Source organism: Pseudomonas sp. LAIL14HWK12:I1 (assembly GCF_003202095.1).
GTDB classification, from domain to species: Bacteria; Pseudomonadota; Gammaproteobacteria; order Pseudomonadales; family Pseudomonadaceae; genus Aquipseudomonas; species Aquipseudomonas monteilii.
This window is the reverse complement of record NZ_QJKG01000009.1, coordinates 111,120-131,771: the sequence shown is the minus strand read 5'-3', so window position 1 is coordinate 131,771 and position 20,652 is coordinate 111,120. Positions and strand designations below refer to the sequence as shown.

At 62.4% G+C, this 20,652-nt stretch carries 17 protein-coding genes; 6 read left to right on the top strand and 11 right to left on the bottom strand.

Annotated features, from left to right (window positions below; translation table 11 throughout):
• The first annotated feature begins 9 nt into the window (after positions 1 to 9).
• Both D906_RS21280 and D906_RS21275 read left to right on the top strand, forming a co-directional pair.
• Positions 10 to 582: a CsiV family protein gene (locus tag D906_RS21280; protein WP_027615684.1), complete on the top strand. Its 573-nt coding sequence runs from the start codon at positions 10 to 12 to the stop codon at positions 580 to 582.
• Between the two features lie 52 nt (positions 583 to 634).
• Positions 635 to 3,928, top strand: a complete 3,294-nt coding sequence (locus D906_RS21275; RefSeq protein ID WP_177325294.1) for a DEAD/DEAH box helicase — start codon at positions 635 to 637, stop codon at positions 3,926 to 3,928.
• 108 nt (positions 3,929 to 4,036) lie between these two features.
• On the opposite strand, the gene nagZ is transcribed toward D906_RS21275, so the two are convergent.
• From nagZ to D906_RS21260, 3 genes are read right to left on the bottom strand one after another with little or no spacing between them, the layout of a single operon-like run.
• A complete protein-coding gene (nagZ, locus tag D906_RS21270; protein WP_172455937.1) occupies positions 4,037 to 5,035 on the bottom strand; it encodes a beta-N-acetylhexosaminidase in 999 nt (332 codons plus the stop codon).
• A 22-nt stretch (positions 5,036 to 5,057) separates the two neighbouring features.
• The gene (locus D906_RS21265; RefSeq protein WP_019096208.1) at positions 5,058 to 5,582 is read right to left on the bottom strand and encodes a L,D-transpeptidase; all 525 of its coding nucleotides are present in this window, start codon (positions 5,580 to 5,582) and stop codon (positions 5,058 to 5,060) included.
• A gap of 40 nt (positions 5,583 to 5,622) precedes the next feature.
• Complete coding sequence (locus tag D906_RS21260) at positions 5,623 to 6,336, bottom strand: TetR/AcrR family transcriptional regulator (RefSeq protein ID WP_019096207.1); 714 nt, start codon at positions 6,334 to 6,336, stop codon at positions 5,623 to 5,625.
• Positions 6,337 to 6,551: 215 nt separating this feature from the next.
• Between D906_RS21260 and lexA the strand changes: the two genes are divergently transcribed.
• Both lexA and sulA read left to right on the top strand, forming a co-directional pair.
• Positions 6,552 to 7,160 carry a transcriptional repressor LexA gene (lexA, locus tag D906_RS21255; RefSeq protein WP_027615683.1) on the top strand — a complete coding sequence of 203 codons (609 nt, stop codon included), beginning with the start codon at positions 6,552 to 6,554 and terminating at the stop codon, positions 7,158 to 7,160.
• Positions 7,161 to 7,173: 13 nt separating this feature from the next.
• The gene (gene sulA / locus D906_RS21250) at positions 7,174 to 7,650 is read left to right on the top strand and encodes an SOS-induced cell division inhibitor SulA (RefSeq protein WP_016714900.1); all 477 of its coding nucleotides are present in this window, start codon (positions 7,174 to 7,176) and stop codon (positions 7,648 to 7,650) included.
• Between the two features lie 50 nt (positions 7,651 to 7,700).
• Here sulA and D906_RS21245 read toward each other — a convergent pair whose 3' ends face one another.
• The 7 genes from D906_RS21245 to D906_RS21215 form a co-directional block, all read right to left on the bottom strand.
• Entirely contained in the window at positions 7,701 to 7,934 is a 234-nt protein-coding gene (locus D906_RS21245; RefSeq protein ID WP_003248777.1) for a hypothetical protein, read from the bottom strand.
• Positions 7,935 to 7,984: 50 nt separating this feature from the next.
• Positions 7,985 to 8,500: a DUF6586 family protein gene (locus D906_RS21240; RefSeq protein WP_019096206.1), complete on the bottom strand. Its 516-nt coding sequence runs from the start codon at positions 8,498 to 8,500 to the stop codon at positions 7,985 to 7,987.
• A gap of 88 nt (positions 8,501 to 8,588) precedes the next feature.
• A complete protein-coding gene (gene topA / locus D906_RS21235; RefSeq protein ID WP_025754460.1) occupies positions 8,589 to 11,198 on the bottom strand; it encodes a type I DNA topoisomerase in 2,610 nt (869 codons plus the stop codon).
• A gap of 100 nt (positions 11,199 to 11,298) precedes the next feature.
• Positions 11,299 to 11,550: a DUF1653 domain-containing protein gene (locus D906_RS21230; protein ID WP_025754461.1), complete on the bottom strand. Its 252-nt coding sequence runs from the start codon at positions 11,548 to 11,550 to the stop codon at positions 11,299 to 11,301.
• Positions 11,551 to 11,628: 78 nt separating this feature from the next.
• Complete coding sequence (gene fadA, locus D906_RS21225; RefSeq protein WP_013971712.1) at positions 11,629 to 12,804, bottom strand: acetyl-CoA C-acyltransferase FadA; 1,176 nt, start codon at positions 12,802 to 12,804, stop codon at positions 11,629 to 11,631.
• Positions 12,805 to 12,835: 31 nt separating this feature from the next.
• On the bottom strand, positions 12,836 to 14,983 hold the full coding sequence (fadB, locus tag D906_RS21220) for a fatty acid oxidation complex subunit alpha FadB (RefSeq protein WP_025754462.1): 2,148 nt from the start codon (positions 14,981 to 14,983) through the stop codon (positions 12,836 to 12,838).
• Positions 14,984 to 15,519: 536 nt separating this feature from the next.
• Positions 15,520 to 15,957 (bottom strand): hypothetical protein, encoded by a 438-nt coding sequence (locus D906_RS21215; RefSeq protein ID WP_019096202.1) that lies wholly within the window; start codon positions 15,955 to 15,957, stop codon positions 15,520 to 15,522.
• A 110-nt stretch (positions 15,958 to 16,067) separates the two neighbouring features.
• Between D906_RS21215 and D906_RS21210 the strand changes: the two genes are divergently transcribed.
• Entirely contained in the window at positions 16,068 to 16,508 is a 441-nt protein-coding gene (locus tag D906_RS21210) for a universal stress protein (protein WP_019096201.1), read from the top strand.
• 64 nt (positions 16,509 to 16,572) lie between these two features.
• On the opposite strand, the gene D906_RS21205 is transcribed toward D906_RS21210, so the two are convergent.
• The gene (locus tag D906_RS21205; protein ID WP_027615682.1) at positions 16,573 to 18,501 is read right to left on the bottom strand and encodes an ATP-binding cassette domain-containing protein; all 1,929 of its coding nucleotides are present in this window, start codon (positions 18,499 to 18,501) and stop codon (positions 16,573 to 16,575) included.
• Between the two features lie 221 nt (positions 18,502 to 18,722).
• Between D906_RS21205 and D906_RS21200 the strand changes: the two genes are divergently transcribed.
• Positions 18,723 to 20,648 (top strand): transglycosylase SLT domain-containing protein, encoded by a 1,926-nt coding sequence (locus tag D906_RS21200; protein ID WP_025754464.1) that lies wholly within the window; start codon positions 18,723 to 18,725, stop codon positions 20,646 to 20,648.
• Positions 20,649 to 20,652: the final 4 nt, after the last annotated feature.

Sequence of the window (20,652 nt, the reverse complement as noted above, 5' to 3'; positions counted from 1 at the left end):
GGAAGATCCATGCGTGCCATCCGTAGCCTGACCCTGCTGCTGGCGCTGTTTGCGCCAGCCGCCTTCGCCGAAGGCCTGTATCAGGTTGAAATGATCCTGGTGCGGCAAAACAGCGTGCCCGCCTTCACCAGCCCGTTCGCCCCGGAAAACTGGAGCGCCGGCGCCCCACGCCTGGAAAAGGACGCCGAGCGCCGCTTGGCGCTGGAGGACGAAGCCACCCGCCTGGAAGCCACTGCCGACTACACCGTATTGATGCACAAGGCCTGGCAGCAGCAGGTGGGCAGCGAGCCCGGCCGCATTGCCCTGGGCGAAGGTACTGAGCAGTTCGGCCACTTCCCCATCGAAGGTAACCTGAGCATCGCCGAAGGCCGCTTCATCACTGTCGAGGCCAACTTCTGGGTCAACCAGCTGGACGGCAACGGCAACGTGCTGCAAAGCGAGCAGTTCAAGCAGAGCAACAGCAACGTCAAGGGCGGCCAGCTGACCTTCCTCGACGGCGGCCACCTGGCCGTACTGCTGAAGGTGACGCCACCGGGTACGCCGAAAATGCCGGTGGTGGACCCGGAGATGATGGAGCAGTGACGTGAGCGAGAGCGATGCGCAGTTCTTTGTGCGGGCGCACAATGGCTGGACTATGTCGTTTGATCGCAAGACCCTGCGGCGCGGTCGGGACTATGCCGATGAAGGCAGAAGCGCGATCGTATCGATCCTGGGCATGACGATCCGCGCTGAGTGTACAGGCTCCGCGGGCCGCACCTACTACCAGCGCATAACCCTGGACATGACTGGAGATGGCCTGGAATGCGAGGGCAGTTGCACGTGCCCTGTAGGTGAAAACTGCAAGCATTGCGCCGCTGCACTTTACCTGCTGGAACAGGGCCCGGATTGCGGCGAAGGCGATCAGGACACCCCGCCTGCACCTGCCGAAACGACCCAGCACTCGCTCGACCTCCCCCCTGAACTCGCCCACTGGGTCGAAACCCTGGAAGTCCCGACCAAGCCCGCTGAACCCGCCAAGCGCAAAGGCCCCTCGCTCTACTACAAGGTCGTTAACGACCATGGCGTTTGCACGCTCAGCGTATCCAAAGGCACCCGCGAAGCCGATGGTCAGCTGAAGCTGGGGCGTGCCAGCTCGCTGCCTGAAATGCTCTATTACACGCCGCGTTATGTCACAGATGAAGATCTGCGCATCCTCAGGTTGATTGACACCCTTGCCAATAATTCCAGCATGCCCATCGCCAGACTGGAAGGTAAACAAGGTGCAGAGCTGTATGAATTCGCACTTGCCAGTGGGCGCTTGATTCATGCCGAGAAACAGTTGTCATTAATCCCTGGGCCGACCCTCCAAGCCGAGTTCCGCTGGATGAGGCTTGAGAACGGCAGCTATCGCGGTTCGTGGCACAATGACAAGCGGATGCATGACGTGGCACTGCCGCTCGACCCGCTCTACTACATCGATACTCAAACGGGTATGACTGGCAAGCTTGAGCATGGTCTTGACCCGTTCATTGCCAGCCAACTGGCAAGCGCACCTACGGTGCCCGAACACTTGATCATCCCCCTGAGCCACCGGTTGAATGCGCTGAATCGCCAGGTGCCAACGCCTACAAGCGTACGCAGTGAAGAAATCGACAGTATTCAACCCAGGCCGCACCTGACCCTCGGCAGCCTCGAATTCAGCGCCTACATGCCCAAGACCGGCCGCATGCAGCGGCAGATGCAGCATCGAGCCGCACTGGCGTTCGACTATGACGGTTTACGCGCCAGCGGCAGCGACGAAAAACCGCTGACCCGCCTGATCAACAACACCAGCCAGCGCATCCGCCGCCAGCCGCAGGCCGAGCAGGCGCTGCGCAAGGTGCTGCTTGACCTGGGCTTCAAGGCCGCCACCCGACAAAGCAAGGCCCTGCCCGACAGCGCCGGCGAGATGTTTCAGCTGCCAGACGACGAAGCTTGGCTGCGCTTTGCCCGCGAAGGCCTGCCCCGCCTGCGCGAGGCCGGGTGGGACATCGACATCCACCGCGATTTCGCCTTCAACCTGCAAGAGGTAGACGACTGGTACGCCACCATCGACGAAGCCCCCGGCCATGAATGGTTCGACCTGGAGCTGGGTATCGTGGTCGATGGCCAGCGCCACAGCCTGCTGCCGATTGTGCTGCAACTGCTGCGCAGCAACCCGGAATTGCTGCGCCCCAGCGAACTGGCCCGGCGCAGCGACGACGAGCACCTGCTGATCGACCTCAACCGCGGCCGCCTCGATGCCTCGGCCCTGCGCGTTGCCCTGCCCTACGGCCGCATCAAGGCCGTAATGGGCACCTTGGGCGAGCTGTACCTGCACGAAGACGTAGCCGGCCCGTCCCTGCGCCTGGACCGCGCCGATGCCGCACGCCTGAACGAGATCGAAGGCTTGCCCCTGCACTGGGAAGGCGGCGCACATGTGCGGGATCTGGGCCGCCGCCTGCGCGACGCCCGCGACTTGCAGGTAGCCCCGCCCACAGGGCTGCAGGCCAGCCTGCGCCCCTACCAGCAACAGGGCCTTAACTGGCTGCAGGCACTACGCGAAATGGGCACAGGCGGCATCCTGGGCGACGACATGGGCTTGGGCAAGACCCTGCAGGCCCTGGCGCACCTGCTGCTGGAAAAGCAGGCCGGGCGACTGACCGCTCCCGCCCTGGCAGTGATGCCGACCAGCCTGGTGCCCAACTGGCTGGACGAAGCCCAGCGCTTCGCCCCCGACCTGCGCGTGCTGGCCCTGCAAGGCCCGGGGCGCAGCAAGCATTTCGCCACGCTGCACGAATACGACCTCGTGCTGACCACCTACGCCCTGGTGCCACGCGATCTCGAACACCTGCGTAGCCAACCCTGGCATGTACTGGTGCTGGACGAGGCGCAAAACATCAAGAGCAGCACCAGCAAGGCCGCACTCGCCGTCTACGAGCTGCAAGCCAACCAGCGCCTGTGCCTGACCGGCACGCCAATGGAAAACAACCTGGGCGAGCTTTGGTCGATCTTTCACTTCCTGATGCCCGGCTGGCTGGGTGACCTGAAGCGCTTTAACCAGGACTACCGTACCCCCATCGAGCGCCATGGCGACAACGAGCGGCTGGCCCACCTGGTTACACGCATTCGGCCGTTCCTGTTGCGCCGCACCAAGGAACAGGTGGCCACCGAGCTGCCTGCCAAGACCGAGATGGTGCACTGGGTGGAGCTGAGCGACGCCCAACGCGACACCTACGAGGCCGTGCGCGTGGCGATGGACAAGAAAGTGCGCGACGAAATCGCCCGCAATGGCGCCGCCCGCAGCCAGATCGTCATTCTCGACGCCCTGCTCAAGCTGCGCCAGGTGTGCTGCGACCTGCGCCTGGTCAAGGGTGTGGAAAGCAAGGGTAACCAGGCCGACAAGGGCAAGCTGGGTGCGCTGCTGGAAATGCTCGAAGAACTGCTCAGCGAAGGGCGGCGGGTACTGTTGTTCTCGCAATTCACCTCGATGTTGGCGCTAATCGAGCAAGAACTGCAGAAGCGCAAGATCCGTTACAGCCTGCTGACCGGTGACACCCGCGACCGGCGCACGCCGGTACAGCAATTCCAGCAAGGTGAGAGCGACGTGTTCCTGATCAGCCTCAAGGCAGGTGGCGTGGGGCTGAACCTGACAGCTGCGGACACGGTGATTCACTTCGACCCCTGGTGGAACCCGGCCAGCGAGAACCAGGCCACCGACCGCGCCTACCGCATTGGCCAGGACAAGCCGGTGTTCGTGTTCAAGCTGATTACCCGCGGTACGGTGGAAGAGAAGATCCAGTTGCTGCAACAAGAGAAGGCGGCGCTGGCGGCAAGCCTGCTGGATGGCGGGCAGGCTGGGCAGTGGCGACTGGGGGATGAAGAGATCGAGGCGTTGTTTGCGCCGCTGCCGGGGAAGCGTGGGCGGTGAGTGTTTCGGGGCGCATGACTTGAGGGTTTTGTCGCCCGTCAGATCGAGCGCCGCGCGGGCGGCGCTCGATCTCGGCAACCCCAGAAAACTCAAGACCTAAGCTTCGGCTCAATCAACCAGCTGGGCCTCCTTCAACGCCCCCAGCGCCTCCAGCCAGCGCGGCTGCTGCCGGTAGTCGGTCCGCGCAAACCCTTGCCCACGCATCCGCGCAATTCGCGGCGAGGGCTTCACTTTCATTCGCTGAGCCGCACTCAGCGCCAGCTCAGCCGCCGCCCGGTCGTTACACACCAGGCCCATGTCACAGCCGGCACTCAGCGCCGCCTCGATACGGCTGGCCGCATCACCCACCACATGTGCCCCGGCCATCGACAGGTCATCACTGAAGATCACCCCGTCGAAGCCCAGCTCGCCACGCAGGATGTCCTGCAGCCAGCGCCGCGAGAAGCCGGCTGGCTGGTTGTCGACCTGCGGGTAGATGACATGCGCCGGCATCACCGCTGCCAGCTGCCCGCTCAGGCGGGTGAACGGCACCAGGTCGGCCTGGCGCAGCTGCTCAAGGCTGCGCTCATCGGTAGGGATGGCCACATGCGAGTCGGCCTCGGCCCAGCCATGCCCCGGGAAATGCTTGCCACAAGCGGCCATGCCCGCCGCATTCATGCCGCGAATGAAGGCCCCGGCCAGTTGCGTGGCACGCAGCGGGTCACCCTCGAAGGCGCGGCTGCCAACCACGGCGCTACGCTGGTGGTCCAGGTCGAGCACCGGGGCAAAGCTCAGGTCCAGGCCAACCGCCAGCACCTCGGTCGCCATCAGCCAGCCGCATTGCTCGGCCAGGTACTCGGCATTGTCATTGTCGGCCAGCGCACGCATGGCTGGCAGGCGCACAAAGCCCTGACGCAGGCGCTGCACACGGCCACCTTCCTGGTCTACCGCCAGGATCAGGTCGGGGCGAATGGCGCGGATCGACGCACACAGCTCACGCACCTGGCGCGGGCTATCGATGTTGCGGGCAAAGATGATCAGGCCAGCCACTTCGGGCTGGCGCAGCAAGTGACGGTCTTCGGCGGTCAGCCATTTACCGGCGATATCCACCATCAGGGAGCCTTGCAGGCTGACGGTCATGGGTAATCCTTCATTGAAGACTGAGAGAAGCCCACTGGGGGCAGGCAGCTTGTTCGATGAGCACCGGGCAATGGACCGGCACCCGCTCGAACAGGCTTAGCAAGTCGGTATTACGCAGGCGTATGCAGCCATGGGACAACGCTACGCCCAGGGGTTCCGTATCCGGAGTGCCATGCAGGTAGATATAGCGGCGGAACGTGTCGACCGCACCCAGGCGGTTGACGCCAGGCTCGCAGCCGCTGAGCCAGAGGATGCGGGTGAGGATCCAGTCGCGCTCCGGGTTTTGCGCGTGCAGCTCCGGCGACCACACCTCACCCGTCCAGCGCCGCCCGGCCAATACCGCATTCAGCGGCAGGCCTGCGCCAATCTTTGCCCGCACCTGATGCAGCCCGCGCGGCGTGCACCCCGAACCGTTGCGCTCGCCGGCTCCGTTACGCGCCGTGGACACTGGCACGCGCACGCGTAACTGGCCACGGGCGAAACCGTACAGGCATTGGTCGGCAAGGGAAATGTGCAACAGATCGAGGTCGGGCATGGGCGCTAGCTTAGCCGAAGCGCCCTGCCCCGCCCAGCCTTCAGGCTTTGGCGGTGGTAGCGCTGACGCTGGTCTTGGTACGCGGGCGCAGCTGGGCGCTGGCCATGGCATCATCGGTGACACCGCTGTCGGCACGCATGCCGGCCGCCAGGAACGGCACCATCAGGCGCATCACCTGCTCGATCGAGGTATTGATGCCGAAGTCGGTCTCGGCGATCGCCCGCAGGGCCTTGATACCGGACATGCTGAAGGCCGCAGCACCGAGCATGAAGTGCACACGCCAGAACAGCTCCAGCGGTGGAATGCGTGGCGCGGCCTCGTTGACCAGCAGCATGTAGCGGCGGAATACCTTGCCGTACATGTCTTCCAGATAGCGCCGCAGGTGGCCCTGGCTCTGGCTGAAAGCCAGGCCCAGCAAGCGCATGAAGATCGACAGGTCATTGTTGCTGCGAGGCTGCACCGCCAGCGCCTGCTCCACCAGCATTTCCAGCAGCTCTTCAAGGCTGGGTTTTTGTTCCGGCTTGGCCTGACGCCGCTCGAGTTCACGCTCCAGGCTGGCACAAAACGGGCCGAGGAAGCGCGAGAACACCGCCTGGATCAACGCCTTCTTGGAGCCGAAATGATAGTTGACGGCCGCCAGGTTGACCCCGGCCTTGCTGGTAATCAGCCGCAACGAGGTTTCGGCGAACCCCCTTTCCGCGAACAGCTGCTCGGCAGCATCGAGAATGCGTTCAACGGTTTCCGATTGGGCCATGACTACTCCGGGTACTCCGCCAGACAAACAGGTGTTTGAAACATACGTTTCAGCCCCGCTTCTGTCAAGGCTCGGTGACCGGGCGGTCGCCATTTAAAAGCGCCAGACGGCCGGCTGCAAGCATCACCTCTGCTGTTTATTGCGCCTTTTGGCTTGCAGCGCATCCAGTACTGTATATAATCCCAGTCACTGTACAAAAAGACAGAGCGCTCACCATGTTGAAACTGACGCCACGCCAAGCCGAAATTCTCGCGTTCATCAAACGCTGCCTGGAAGACAACGGCTTCCCGCCGACGCGCGCCGAGATCGCTCAGGAGCTGGGCTTCAAGTCGCCCAACGCCGCCGAGGAGCACCTCAAGGCCCTCGCCCGCAAAGGCGCCATCGAGATGACCCCGGGCGCCTCCCGTGGTATCCGCATTCCCGGCCTGGAAGCCAAAGCCGAAGAAAGCGGCCTGCCGATCATCGGCCGGGTTGCTGCCGGTGCGCCGATCCTTGCCGAACAGCACATCGAGCAATCCTGCAACATCAGCCCCGCCTTCTTCCACCCCCAAGCCGACTATCTGTTGCGCGTACACGGCATGAGCATGAAGGACGTCGGCATCTTCGACGGCGACCTGCTGGCGGTACACACCTGCCGCGAAGCCCGCAACGGCCAGATCGTGGTGGCCCGCATCGGCGACGAAGTGACCGTCAAGCGCTTCAAGCGTGAAGGCAGCAGGGTATGGCTGCTTGCCGAAAACCCCGAATTCGCCCCCATCGAAGTCGACCTGAAAGAACAGGAGCTGGTGATCGAGGGCTTGAGCGTCGGCGTCATTCGCCGCTGATCCAGGAGGCGTCATGCAGCAGTTCATTCACGCACCCGAGCAAGCTCAGTTGCCCCTGTTCGAAGCTTTTCTCGCCCAGCCCGTGCTACCGGGCCTGAAAGCCAGTGAACTGGCACGCAAGAGCAGCCAACCCGAGCTGTTCAGCGAACTGTCGCTGCGCGGCGCCCCTGGGCACTGCCAAAGCCTGCTGGCACCGGTACTGCGCGAGCTGAGCGAAGAGGACGAAGCGCGCTGGCTGACCCTGATCGCTCCGCCCTCCAGCCTGACCCAGGCCTGGTTGCGCGATGCCGGGCTCAACCGTGAACGTATTTTGCTGCTGCAACCTCGCAGCAATCAAAGCCCGCTGCAACTAGCCTGCGAGGCCTTGCGCCTTGGCCTCAGCCACACCGTGGTGAGCTGGCTGGGTAGCGTCAATGCCACTGCACGTCAACAGTTGCTACGCGCGGCCAGTGCCGGAAATGCACAAAGCCTGAACATCCGCCTCGGCTGATGTTCAGGCTTTGCCTGTCACTTCAAAAAGCCTGACACGTTGCTGCACCCTTAGTGCAGCACACGCGGCCCTTCATCACGCTCAAGCTCGCCATCCATCAGGCGACCGGCCATCTGCACGCCCACACTGAGCATGGCCTTGGCCACTTCCACATGCTGGCCCTGCAGGAACACCTTGGCGTCTTCCGAGAAATCCAGGGTTACCAGAGAGCCCTCATCCTCGGCGCGACGCAGTTCGATGCGGCCATCAGGCAACTCGACAATTTCCAGAAACGACGTAGACATAAATGGCAGTTCTCCGCGAAAGGCCGCTAGTGTATCAGCCGTTGCGGCTATCAGCACTCACTCAACGCATCGCGGAAACGTCTCACCAAGCCCTTGAGGTTGCTGCGCCAGCTTTCCAGCTCGGCACGCGACAGTGCAGGATGCTCGGGCTCATCGAGATTGACGGCCTGGATCAGGGGTTGGGTAACGTCAGTTTTCGGCGCCTTCTTCGCGACAGGTGGTCGGAACAAATCGGCATAAGCACCCAGCATTTGCGCCAGCCAGGTTTCGCGCTGGCGGGCGATTTCCAGTAGCTCAGCCACTTCCGGGATGGCGATGCCGTTCAAGGCATCGTCAGCCAGGGCTTGCTCGACCGTTGCAACAACCGGCAGGCGGTAGAAGCCGCCGATCTCATGACACAGGCCCAGCAGCGCGCCGTACAGATGGAACAGCGCCGATTCGCGTTCAGCCTGCACCAGGCCTTGAGCGTTCATGGCCTGGCTTTGCTCGGCCTTGGCCATGGACTCCAGGGCGAGGCCGGCGAAGAACAGTTTCTGGTTGGTACGGGTATACAGTTCCTGGGCCATTTCAGTGGCCTCCCTAAGGCTGCAAGGCGAGTACATGCATCATAAATGATTGGGGCCGCAAAGCGGCCCCAATTGCTGCACTGAAGAATCAGCGCTTGTCTTCAACCTTCCACGCATTCCCGTCGTAGAACGCCTTCCAGCCGGTCGGCTTGCCATCAACCTCGGACTGCACGTACTGCTCCTTGGTCTTGCGGCTGTAGCGGATTACCGCCGGGCGGCCTTCCGGGTCTTTCTGGGGCGCTTCGCACAGGAAGTGGTACTTGGGGTCGATCTCATGCTTGTGCGGCACAATCTCCAGCACCAACGGCGCACGGGTTTCGCGGTTTTTCGGGAACTGGCTAGCCGCCAGGAACAACCCCGAAGCGCCGTCACGCAGCACGTAGGTGTCGTCGACCTTTTCGCACTTGAGTTCAGGCATGTCCACCTTGTCCATCTTCGGTGGCGCAGCCTCGCCGCTCTTGAGCAGCTTGCGGGTATTCTTGCATGCCGGGTTGGTGCAACCGAAGAACTTGCCGAACCGGCCGGTTTTCAATTGCATCTCGCTGCCGCACTTGTCGCACTCCAGGCTAGGCCCTTCGTAGCCCTTGATGCGGTAGTTGCCTTCCTCGATCTCGTAGCCGGCGCAATCCGGGTTGTTGCCGCAGATGTGCAGCTTGTGCTTCTCGTCCAGCAGGTAGGCGTCCATCGCCGTGGCGCAAATCGGGCAGCGGTGCTTGCCCAGCAGCACGCGCGACTCCGACTCACCCTCGTCATCAGCGGCAATCTCGTCACCCGGCACCAGATTGACGGTGGCCTTGCAGCGCTCTTTCGGCGGCAGGCTGTAACCCGAGCAACCCAGGAACACACCCGTGGAAGCGGTGCGGATCATCATCGGCCGGCCACATTCCTTGCAGGCAATGTTGGTCATGGTCGGCTGGTTGGCGCGCATGCCGTTTTCGCTGGACTCGGCAGTCTGCAGCTTCTTGCTGAAATCGCCGTAGAACTCGTCGAGCACGTTCTTCCAGTCACGCTCGCCTTGGGCTACGTCGTCGAGGTTCTCTTCCATGTCGGCGGTAAAGCCGTAGTCCATCAGATTGGAGAAACTCTCGGACAACCGCTCGGTCACGATGTCGCCCATCTTCTCGGAATAGAAGCGGCGGTTGTGCAAGGTCACATAGCCACGGTCCTGGATGGTCGAGATGATCGCCGCATAGGTCGACGGGCGACCAATGCCGCGCTTTTCCATTTCCTTGACCAGGCTGGCTTCGGTGAAGCGCGCCGGCGGCTTGGTGAAGTGCTGGCTCGGGTCGATCTGGATCAGCTTCAGCGCTTCGCCCTGGACCATTTCTGGCAGCACGTCGTCTTCGCCCGGCTTGCTCTGCTGTGGCAGCACGCGGGTGTAACCGTCGAACTTGAGAATGCGGCCCTTGGCACGCAGCTCGAAGTCGCCAGCCGCCACGGTGACGCTGGTGGACAGGTACTGCGCCGGCGGCATCTGGCAGGCCAGGAACTGGCGCCAGATCAGCTCGTACAGGCGCTCGGCGTCACGCTCCATGCCACTGAGCTTGGTCGGGTGGGTATTCACGTCAGAAGGACGAATCGCTTCGTGCGCTTCCTGAGCACCTTCCTTGCTGCCGTATACCAGCGGTGCTTCCGGCAGGTACTGCTTGCCGAACTCGCGCTCGATGTAGCTGCGCGCCATGTCCAGGGCATCGGCCGACAGGTTGGTCGAGTCGGTACGCATATACGTGATGTAGCCGGCTTCGTACAAACGCTGGGCCATCATCATGGTTTTCTTCACCCCGAAGCCCAGGCGGTTACTGGCCGCCTGCTGCAGGGTGGAGGTAATGAACGGTGCCGATGGCTTGCTGCTGGTCGGGCGGTCTTCACGCTTGACCACGCTGTAGCTGGAAGCCTTGAGCTTCTCCAGCGCCGCCATGGCCTGGGCTTCGTTCAGCGGTTTGAACGCCTCCCCCTTCTCGCGCGCCACCTCGAAACGCACCTTGGCGTTTTTGGCGGTGCCCAGGTCGGCGTGGATCTCCCAGTACTCTTCCGGGATGAACGCGCGGATTTCGCGCTCGCGCTCCACCACCAGCTTTACCGCCACCGACTGCACGCGGCCGGCAGACAGGCCGCGGGCAATCTTGGCCCACAGCAGCGGCGAAACCATGTAACCGACCACACGGTCGAGGAAACGGCGCGCCTGCTGGGCGTTGACCCGGTCGATATCCAGCTCGCCTGGCTGCGAGAAGGCATCCTGGATGGCCTTCTTGGTAATTTCGTTGAACACCACGCGCTTGTAGCGGGTGTCGTCACCACCGATGGCTTCGCGCAGGTGCCAGGCAATGGCTTCCCCTTCGCGGTCCAAGTCGGTTGCGAGATAGATGGTGTCGGCATCCTTGGCCAGGCGGCGCAGCTCTTCGATCACCTTTTCCTTGCCAGGCAGGATCTCGTACTTGGCCTTCCAGCCATGGTCAGGGTCGACACCCATGCGTGCCACCAGCTGGCGACGGGCCTTTTCTTTTGGCGAAAGGGCCGGAGCCTCACCCGCGGCCTTGCCACGCTTGGCGGCTGGCTCTTTGCTCGCGCTGGCCGAACCGCTGGTGGGGAGGTCTCGGATATGGCCGATACTCGACTTCACCACGTACTGGTTGCCCAGGTACTTGTTGATGGTCTTGGCCTTGGCCGGGGATTCCACAATGACCAGCGATTTGCCCATGGATCGGAGTATTCCTGAATCTGAAGATGAAAAACGCGTCAGGTGCCAGACGCGGCACCGCTATATATAGTGGCAAAAGTGTGAGGTCAAGCTCGAACGATCATGCGTGCGACTTGCCCAGCAACCCAGGCAGCCCCTCTTCGGCCTTGACCAAAGCAAAGCGTGGCACCTGCTCGCCGTCAACCTCGACAGACTCCTGGAACATCGAAAGTGGCCGTACCCAGAAGCTGTAATCACCATACAGGCACTGGTAGAACACCATCCACTCTTCGCTCTCGGAGTGCCGTGCAACACTGAAGACACGGTACTCAGGCCCTTTGTAATGCCGGTATACGCCTGGTTGTATCTGCATGTTGCCCACCCTCTTGACTTGAACCTGAAAAAAACAAAAACCGGGGCACAAGGCCCCGGCTGCTGTCCCGCTACGCGATCAGACGCGTTCGAAGACAGTGGTGATACCTTGGCCGAGGCCGACGCACATGGTCGCCACCCCCAGGGTACCGCCATTCTGCTTCATGACGTTGAGCAGGGTGCCCGAAATACGTGCCCCGGAGCAACCGAACGGGTGGCCCAAGGCAATGGCGCCGCCGTGCAGGTTAACCTTCTCATCCATCTTGTCGAGCACTTTCAAGTCTTTCAGCACTGGCAGGGCCTGTGCGGCGAAGGCTTCATTGAGCTCGATGAAGTCGATATCGGCCATGGTCAGGCCGGCACGCTTGAGGGCTTTCTGAGTCGACGGCACCGGGCCATAGCCCATGATTGCCGGGTCGACACCGGCCACCGCCATCGAACGAATCACCGCCAATGGCTGGATGCCCAGGTCCATGGCGCGCTGGCCAGACATCACGATCATGCACGAGGCGCCGTCGGTGATCTGCGACGAGGTACCGGCAGTAACGGTGCCGCCTTTCGGGTTGAACGCAGGCTTGAGCGATGCCAGGCCTTCGAGGGTGGTTTCCGGGCGAATGGTTTCGTCGAAATCGAACACCTTCAGGAAGCCGTTCTCGTCGTAGCCCTGCATCGGGATGATCTCGTCCTTGAACTTGCCTTCGACCGTGGCCTTGTGGGCCAGCTGGTGCGAACGCAGGCCGAACAGGTCCTGTTGCTCACGGGTGATGCCGTGCATCTTGCCGAGCATTTCCGCAGTCAGGCCCATCATCCCGGAAGCCTTGGCGGCGTGCAAGGACAGGTGCGGGTTGGGGTCGACGCCGTGCATCATGCTGACGTGGCCCATGTGCTCCACGCCACCAACCACGAACACATCACCGTTGCCGGTCATGATCGCCTGGGCAGCCGTGTGCAGCGCGCTCATCGACGAGCCACACAGACGGCTGACGGTCTGGGCTGCGGAGGTGTGCGGGATCTGGGTCATCAGCGAGGCCATGCGGGCGATGTTCCAGCCCTGCTCCAGGGTCTGGTTGACGCAGCCCCAGATCACGTCCTCGACCTCTTTCGGGTCGACCTTGTCGTTGCGCTCCAGCAGCTTGCTGATCAGGTGCGCCGACATGTCTTCGGCGCGGGTATTGCGGTGCATGCCACCCTTGGAGCGGCCCATTGGCGTGCGACCGAAGTCGACAATCACCACGTCTCTTGGATTCAGGCTCATATCAAATCTCTCGCTCTAGCTCGTTGACCGCTCAGTTGAAGAAGCGCTGGCCGTTCTTGGCCATTTCACGCAGCTTGGCGGTCGGGTGGTACAGCGGCCCCAGGTCGGCGTACTGATCGGCCAGGGCAACGAATTCGGCCACACCGATCGAGTCGATGTAGCGCAGCGCACCACCGCGGAAGGGAGGGAAACCAATGCCGTAGACCAGGCCCATGTCGGCTTCGGCGGCGGTTTCGACAATACCGTCTTCCAGGCAACGCACGGTCTCCAGGCACAGCGGGACCATCATCCAGTTGATGATGTCTTCGTCGGTGACTTCACGCTGCTCGAAGACGACCGGCTTGAGCACGTCCAGGACGGTGGCGTCGAAGACTTTTTTCGGCTTGCCGCGCTTGTCGGTTTCGTAGGCATAGAAGCCCTTGCCGTTCTTCTGGCCCAGGCGGTTGGCTTCGTACAGCGCGTCGACGGCCGAGCGGCGCTCGTCTTTCATGCGGTCCGGGAAGCCTTCGGCCATCACGTCGCGGCCGTGGTGGCCGGTGTCGATGCCGACCACGTCCATCAGGTACGCCGGGCCCATTGGCCAGCCGAACTTTTCCATCACCTTGTCGATACGCACGAAGTCGACACCGGCGCTGACCAGCTTGGCAAAGCCGCCGAAGTACGGGAACAGCACACGGTTGACCAAGAAGCCCGGGCAGTCGTTGACCACGATCGGGTTCTTGCCCATTTTCTTGGCGTAGGCCACGGTGGTGGCGACCGCCACTTCACTGGATTTCTCGCCTCGGATCACTTCCACCAGCGGCATCATGTGCACCGGGTTGAAGAAGTGCATGCCGACGAAGTTTTCCGGGCGCTTGAGCGCCTTGGCCAGCAGGTTGATGGAGATGGTCGAGGTGTTGGAGGCGAGAATCGCATCATCCTTCACCTGGCCTTCCACCTCAGCCAGCACGGCCTGCTTCACTTTCGGGTTCTCGACCACGGCTTCGACGACGATGTCGACATTGGCGAAATCGCCATAGGACAGGGTCGGGCGAATGGCGTTGAGCGCCTCGGCCATCTTGGCCGGGGTCAGGCGGCCCTTCTCGACGCGGTTGCCGAGCAGCTTGGAAGCCTCGTTAAGGCCCAGCTGGATGGCTTCCTCGCGGATATCCTTCATCAGGATCGGGGTGCCCTTGACCGCCGACTGGTAAGCGATACCGCCACCCATGATGCCAGCGCCGAGCACGGCAGCCTGCTTCACGTCGTGGGCGATTTCGTCATGCGCCTTGGCCTTGCGCTTGAGCTCCTGATCGTTCAGGAACAAGCCGATGAGGCTTTCGGCAACCGAGGTCTTGGCCAGCTTGGCAAAGCCTGCGGCTTCGACCTCCAGCGCCTTGTCGCGGCCGAAGTTGGCAGCTTTCTGGATGGTCTTGATGGCTTCGACCGGTGCAGGGTAATTCGGGCCGGCCTGGCCAGCGACGAAGCCCTTGGCGGTTTCGAAGGCCATCATCTGTTCGATGGCATTGAGCTTGAGCTTTTCCAGCTTCGGCTGGCGCTTGGCTTTGTAGTCCAGCTCGCCGCTGATGGCGCGCTTGATCAGGTCCAGAGCACCGGCCAGCAGTAGCTCAGGGGCGACCACAGCGTCGACGGCACCCACTTTCAGGGCGTCTTCGGCGCGGTTTTCCTTGCCGGCGGCAATCCACTCGATGGCGTTGTCCGAACCGATCAGGCGTGGCAGACGCACAGTGCCGCCGAAGCCCGGGTAGATACCCAGCTTGACTTCCGGCAGGCCGATCTTGGCGCTGGTGGACATGACCCGGTAGTCGGCGGCCAGGCACATTTCCAGGCCACCACCCAGGGCGATGCCGTTGATGGCGGCAACGGTCGGCACTTCGAGGTCTTCGAAGGCGTTGAAGATGCGGTTGGCTTCCAGGTTGCCGGCGACCAGTTCGGCCTCGGGCAGCTTGAAGTTGTCGACGAACTCGGTGATGTCGGCGCCGACGATGAACACGTCCTTGCCACTGCTGACGATCACGCCCTTGACCGAGGCATCGGCCTTGATGGCATCGACGGCCTGGCGCAGCTCGTTCAGGGTCAGGCGGTTGAACTTGTTGACGGACTCACCCTTGAGGTCGAACTTGAGCTCGACGATGCCACTTTCAAGAGCCTTAACCGTGATGGCTTTACCTTCGTAAATCATCAACTGATCTCCACGATATGGAAGCTGAACTGTACACGCCGATCGCTGCAGCAAAAGCAGGCCTAACTGCCCCGCCCCAGGCACACCCGTCAGCGCGCTAGTCGGAAGTATGGCTTGGCGTCACGACATACAAACGCTCAATTCATACGCCCGTTTGATTTGGGTGTGCACACATTCTCCGAAAAGATCGGCGTTGTCAAATGCTCACGAGCATGGCGAAAACGCGACTTTCCAGTCATTTTGTATCGTCTTGGTACAAAACATGATGACAGTGATCGCCGGCCATTCATGTCAGCGATTGACCACAGCCACTTGCAGTGTGCTGCAACTTTCCGCTTGCACGGCAACCCCGGGCGGCTACACTGCCACTTGCTTGAATGAATACCCGGCCTGCCTGGCCTTTTCTGCGCAGCAGAACGCAAAGCGGCGACTTGGCACCCCACCCTTCAGGGTTCTGCCAAGCCGCCGCTTTGTCGTTTCAGGCCAGATTAACCGGGCTGATGCCTACCCGCCCCTAGAAGGCGTATGAGCATGACTCAGGCGAGGGTTTCAAGGACGTAGGCAACATCCTGCAATACAGCCGTATCGCCCCGCTCAGTCCAGTACAACGCGATCATCCGAGCATCCGCCTCGACCTTGTAAACGCTCGCCGGCAAGCGCGCCAGGGCCTCCACGAAGCGCGGGTCTTCGCAGGGTTCACGCCACTGGTTCCACCACACCCCCGGGCTGACCTGCCAGAAACTGAAGCTGTCCTCGTGCCCACGGCGCCGGGCGCGGTGGTACTGCGGGCAAGGGCTTGGCGGCTCCTTTTCCAACCAGTGCGGCCATTGCTGCGGCGCCAGCTGCATGGCCAGGCCCATGCGCCGTGCTTCCAGGCGCAGTTTCATCTGCTCGCTCTGTTTGCGCGAGGAACGCAGCCAGGAAAGCGGGCTGAGAATCAGCGCAAGGATTGACACCACCAGCAATACCGTCATATCAGTAGATCCCATAAAGCGTTGCAAATGAGCTGGTTAGCCATTTTTCACGGAAGACCCGCCCGAAAGCGACCATACTTCTTCTATCGCGATTGTCAGGAGTACCGCTCATGCAATACGAACATTTGTTGGTCGCCGTCGACCTGACCGAAGAATGCGACCCGGTGATCAAACGCGCCATGGCGCTGGCCGCGCCTTCGAACGCCAAGGTGTCGCTGGTGCACATCGTCGAACCGATGGCCATGGCGTTCGGCGGTGACGTGCCAATGGACCTGTCGCAGCTGCAACAGCAGCAGTTCGACCAGGCCAAGGAGCGCATGGACCGCCTGTTCAACAAATACCCGGGCATCAACCGCGGCGACTCACACCTGACCTATGGCCAACCGCGCCAGGAAATTCACCAGCTGGCCAAGGACCAGAAATGCGACCTGATCGTGGTCGGCAGCCATGGCCGACACGGCCTGGCGTTGCTGCTGGGTTCCACGGCCAATGATGTGCTGCATGGGGCGCCGTGTGATGTGCTGGCGGTGCGGTTGCTGAAGAAGGAATGATTTAACCTGTACCGGCCTCTTCGCGGGTAAACCCGCGAAGAGGCCGGTACAGGTTAAAATCTGATCAGCCTTCCAGCTCAGCCCAGCGCTCTACCAGTACATCCAGCTCACCCTGCAGCTTCTCGATCTTGGCCAGCACCGCCGAAGTCTCCGCAATCGGCCGCTGATAGAAGCCCGCTGCATTCACTTCTTCCTGGGCTTCAGCCATGCGCTGCTCCAGCGCGTCGATCTGCCCCGGCAGCATCTCCAGCTCACGCTGCAGCTTATAGCTGAGCTTCTTCTTCGATGCCTCTTCCGCCACCGGCGCAGCAACAGGCGCAGGCTTGGCCTCGACCTTCTCCACCACCGCACTGTTGAGGGCCGACTTGCCGCCCTTGCTCTCGGTCACGCCCAGCAGCTTCGGCGAGCCACCCTGGCGAATCCAGTCCTCATAACCACCGACATACTCGCGCACCTTGCCCTCGCCTTCGAACACCAGGGTGCTGGTAACGACGTTGTCGAGGAAGGCCCGGTCGTGGCTGACGATCAGCACAGTGCCCTTGTAGTTGGACAGCACCTCTTCGAGCAACTCGAGGGTTTCCACGTCCAGGTCGTTGGTCGGTTCGTCGAGCACCAGCAGGTTGGCCGGTTTGCTGAACAACTTGGCCAGCAGCAGGCGCGCACGCTCACCACCCGACAGCGCCTTGACCGGCGTACGCGCACGCTGCGGGCTGAACAGGAAGTCGCCCAGGTAGCTCAGCACGTGGCGGTTCTGGCCGTCGATCTCGATGAAGTCACGGCCTTCGGCCAGGTTGTCGATCACGGTCTTTTCAAGGTCGAGCTGGTGGCGCATCTGGTCGAAATAGGCCACTTCGAGCTTGGTGCCGCGCTCTACCTTGCCTGCGGTCGGCTCAAGGTCGCCGAGCATCATCTTCAGCAAGGTCGTCTTGCCAGTACCGTTGGCGCCCAACAGACCGATACGGTCCTCGCGCTGCAGGACCATGGAGAAGTCCTTGACCAGCATCGGCCCGTCAGGGTGATGGAAGCTGACGTTTTCCAGCACCATCACCTGCTTGCCGGACTTTTCCGCCGCTTCGATCTGGATATTGGCCTTGCCCTGGCGCTCACGGCGCTCGCCACGCTCCACACGCAAGGCTTTCAGCGCACGCACACGGCCTTCGTTGCGGGTACGACGGGCCTTGATGCCCTGACGAATCCACACCTCTTCCTGGGCCAGACGCTTGTCGAACAGCGCATTGGCGGTTTCTTCGGCGGCCAGTGCGGCCTCCTTGTGCACCAGGAAGCTGGCGTAGTCGCCGTTCCAGTCGATCAGGCCGCCACGGTCCAGCTCGAGGATGCGTGTGGCCAGGTTCTGCAGGAAGGAACGGTCGTGGGTAATGAACAGCACCGCACCGTTGAAGCCGCGCAGGGCTTCTTCGAGCCAAGCGATGGCACCGATGTCCAGGTGGTTGGTGGGCTCGTCGAGCAGCAACAGGTCGGGCTCGGACACCAGCGCCTGAGCCAGCAGCACCCGGCGGCGCCAGCCACCGGACAGCTCGGCCAGGGTCTTGTCGGCGGGCAGTTGCAGGCGGCTGAGTGTGCTCTCCACCACCTGCTGCAGGCGCCAGCCATCACGGGCTTCCAGCTCGTGCTGGACGTGCATGAGCTTTTCCAGGTCTTCGTCACCGTGGATGTTCATGCTCAGGTGGTGGAACTGCGCCAGCAACTCCCCCACGCCGTCCAGGCCAGCGGCCACCACATCGAACACCGTACGTTCGTCGGCCACCGGCAGTTCCTGCGGCAATTCGCCGATCTTCAGGCCCGGGGCACGCCAGATTTCACCGTCATCGCCCTTCTGCTCGCCCTTGACCAGGCGCAGCATGCTCGACTTGCCGGTGCCGTTGCGGCCGATGATGCACACCCGCTCGCCACGAGCGATCTGCCAGGACACTTTGTCCAGCAGCGGCATGGCGCCGAATGCGAGGGACACATCGCTGAATTTGAGCAGGGTCATGTTGGTCTCCATAAATCGGGCGCGCATTCTACCTGACTTGGCCCTCGACGGCATCCGCCAAGCCAACCGGCGAGTGCCTGGCGACATCTGGTCGAACTTAATATCCCGATACAAGCACAGTGCTTTCACCCGCTGCCGGCAAACAGCTAAGCTAAGGCAATAGCTTTCAACAGTGCTGGCTCCGCCGTCACTTCCCCATGGTTCAACTGCCCGGACGTATCATGCGCAGCCGCCTGTTACATATTGCATCCTGCCTGCTGCTTACCGCTGCCACCTGCGCGGCGCAGGCCACCGACCTGACCCTGCAACGCCAGTACTACGACGAGGCCAAGCGTGCGCTGGCCAAAGGCGACAAAGGCCCGTACCTGCGTTATGCCCAGGCCCTGAACGACTACCCGCTGACGCCCTATCTGGCCTACGACGAGCTCACCGCCCGCCTGAAAAGCGCCAGCAACCAGGAAATCGAAGGCTTCCTCGCCAAGCATGGCGACCTGCCTCAGGCCAACTGGATGAAACTGCGCTGGTTGCGCTGGCTGGCCGAACGGGGCGAGTGGGACACCTTCGTCAAATATTACGACCCCAAGCTCAACTTCACCGAGCTGGACTGCCTCAACGGCCAGTACCAGCTCAGCCATGGGTTGCGTGCCGAGGGCTACGCCACGGCCGATAAACTGTGGAACGTCGGCAAGTCACAACCTGCCGCGTGCGACACGCTGTTCGGCATGTGGGCCGCCGAAGGCCAGCTGACCGAGGCCAAGCGCTGGGAACGCACCAAGCTTGCGGCCCAGGCGCGCAACTACGCGCTGGCCAATAACCTGGTCAAGACCCTGACCACCCTCGGCCCGCAAGGGCGCCTGCTGGTCGACGTGGCGCAAAAACCGGAGCTGCTCAACCAGCCGTCGCGCTTCACCCCGGTCAACGAAGCCATGTCCGACGTGGTCAGCCTCGGCCTGCGCCGCCTGGCCCGCCAGGACCCGGAGCGGGCCATGGCCTTGCTGGACGATTACGCCCAGCGCATGCACTTTTCCCGCGACGAGAAGGTGGCCATCGCCCGTGAAATCGGCCTGACCCTGGCACGCCGCTACGACCCGCGCGCCCTCGACCTGATGACCCGCTACGACCCAGAGCTACGCGACAACACCGTCAGCGAGTGGCGCCTGCGCCTGTTGCTGCGCCTGGGCCGCTGGGAAGACGCCTACGAGCTGACCAAGCGCCTGCCCCAGGACCTGGCCAGCAGCAGCCGCTGGAAGTACTGGCAGGCTCGCAGCCTGGAGCTGGCACATCCGAACAACCCGCAGATCCCGCTGCTGTACAAGACCGTGGCGCGTGAGCGCGACTTCTATGGCTTCCTGGCTGCGGACCGGGCACAAACACCGTACCAGTTGAACAACAAGCCGCTGCTGCTAAGCCCGCAACTGGTCAAGAAGGTACGCAACACACCCGGCATCCAGCGCGCGCTGGAATTCCACGCCCGCGGCCAGATCGTCGAAGGCCGCCGCGAGTGGTACCACGTCAGCCGCCACTTCACCCGCGACGAAATGGTTGCCCAGGCGCGCCTGGGCTATGAGCTGCGCTGGTACTTCCCGGCTATCCGCACCATCAGCCAGGCGCAGTATTGGGACGATCTGGACATCCGCTTCCCGATGGCCCACCGCGACACACTGGTGCGCGAAGCCAAGGTCCGCGGCCTGCATTCGAGCTGGGTATTCGCCATCACCCGCCAGGAAAGTGCATTCATGGAGGATGCGCGCTCGCCGGTGGGTGCCAGCGGCCTGATGCAACTGATGCCGGCCACAGCCAAGGAAACCGCTCGCAAGTTCAGCATCCCCCTGGCGTCACCGGCGCAGGTACTGAACCCGGACAAGAACATCCAGCTGGGCGCCGCGTACCTGAGCCAGGTGCACAGCCAGTTCAACGGCAACCGTGTGCTGGCTTCGGCGGCCTACAACGCAGGGCCCGGGCGCGTTCGCCAGTGGCTGAAAGGCGCCAAGCACCTGAGCTTCGATGTGTGGGTGGAGTCGATCCCGTTCGACGAAACACGCCAGTATGTGCAAAACGTGCTGTCGTATTCGGTGATCTACGGGCAGAAGTTGAATTCGCCACAGCCGCTGGTGGATTGGCACGAGCGGTATTTCGATGACATGTAAGGTT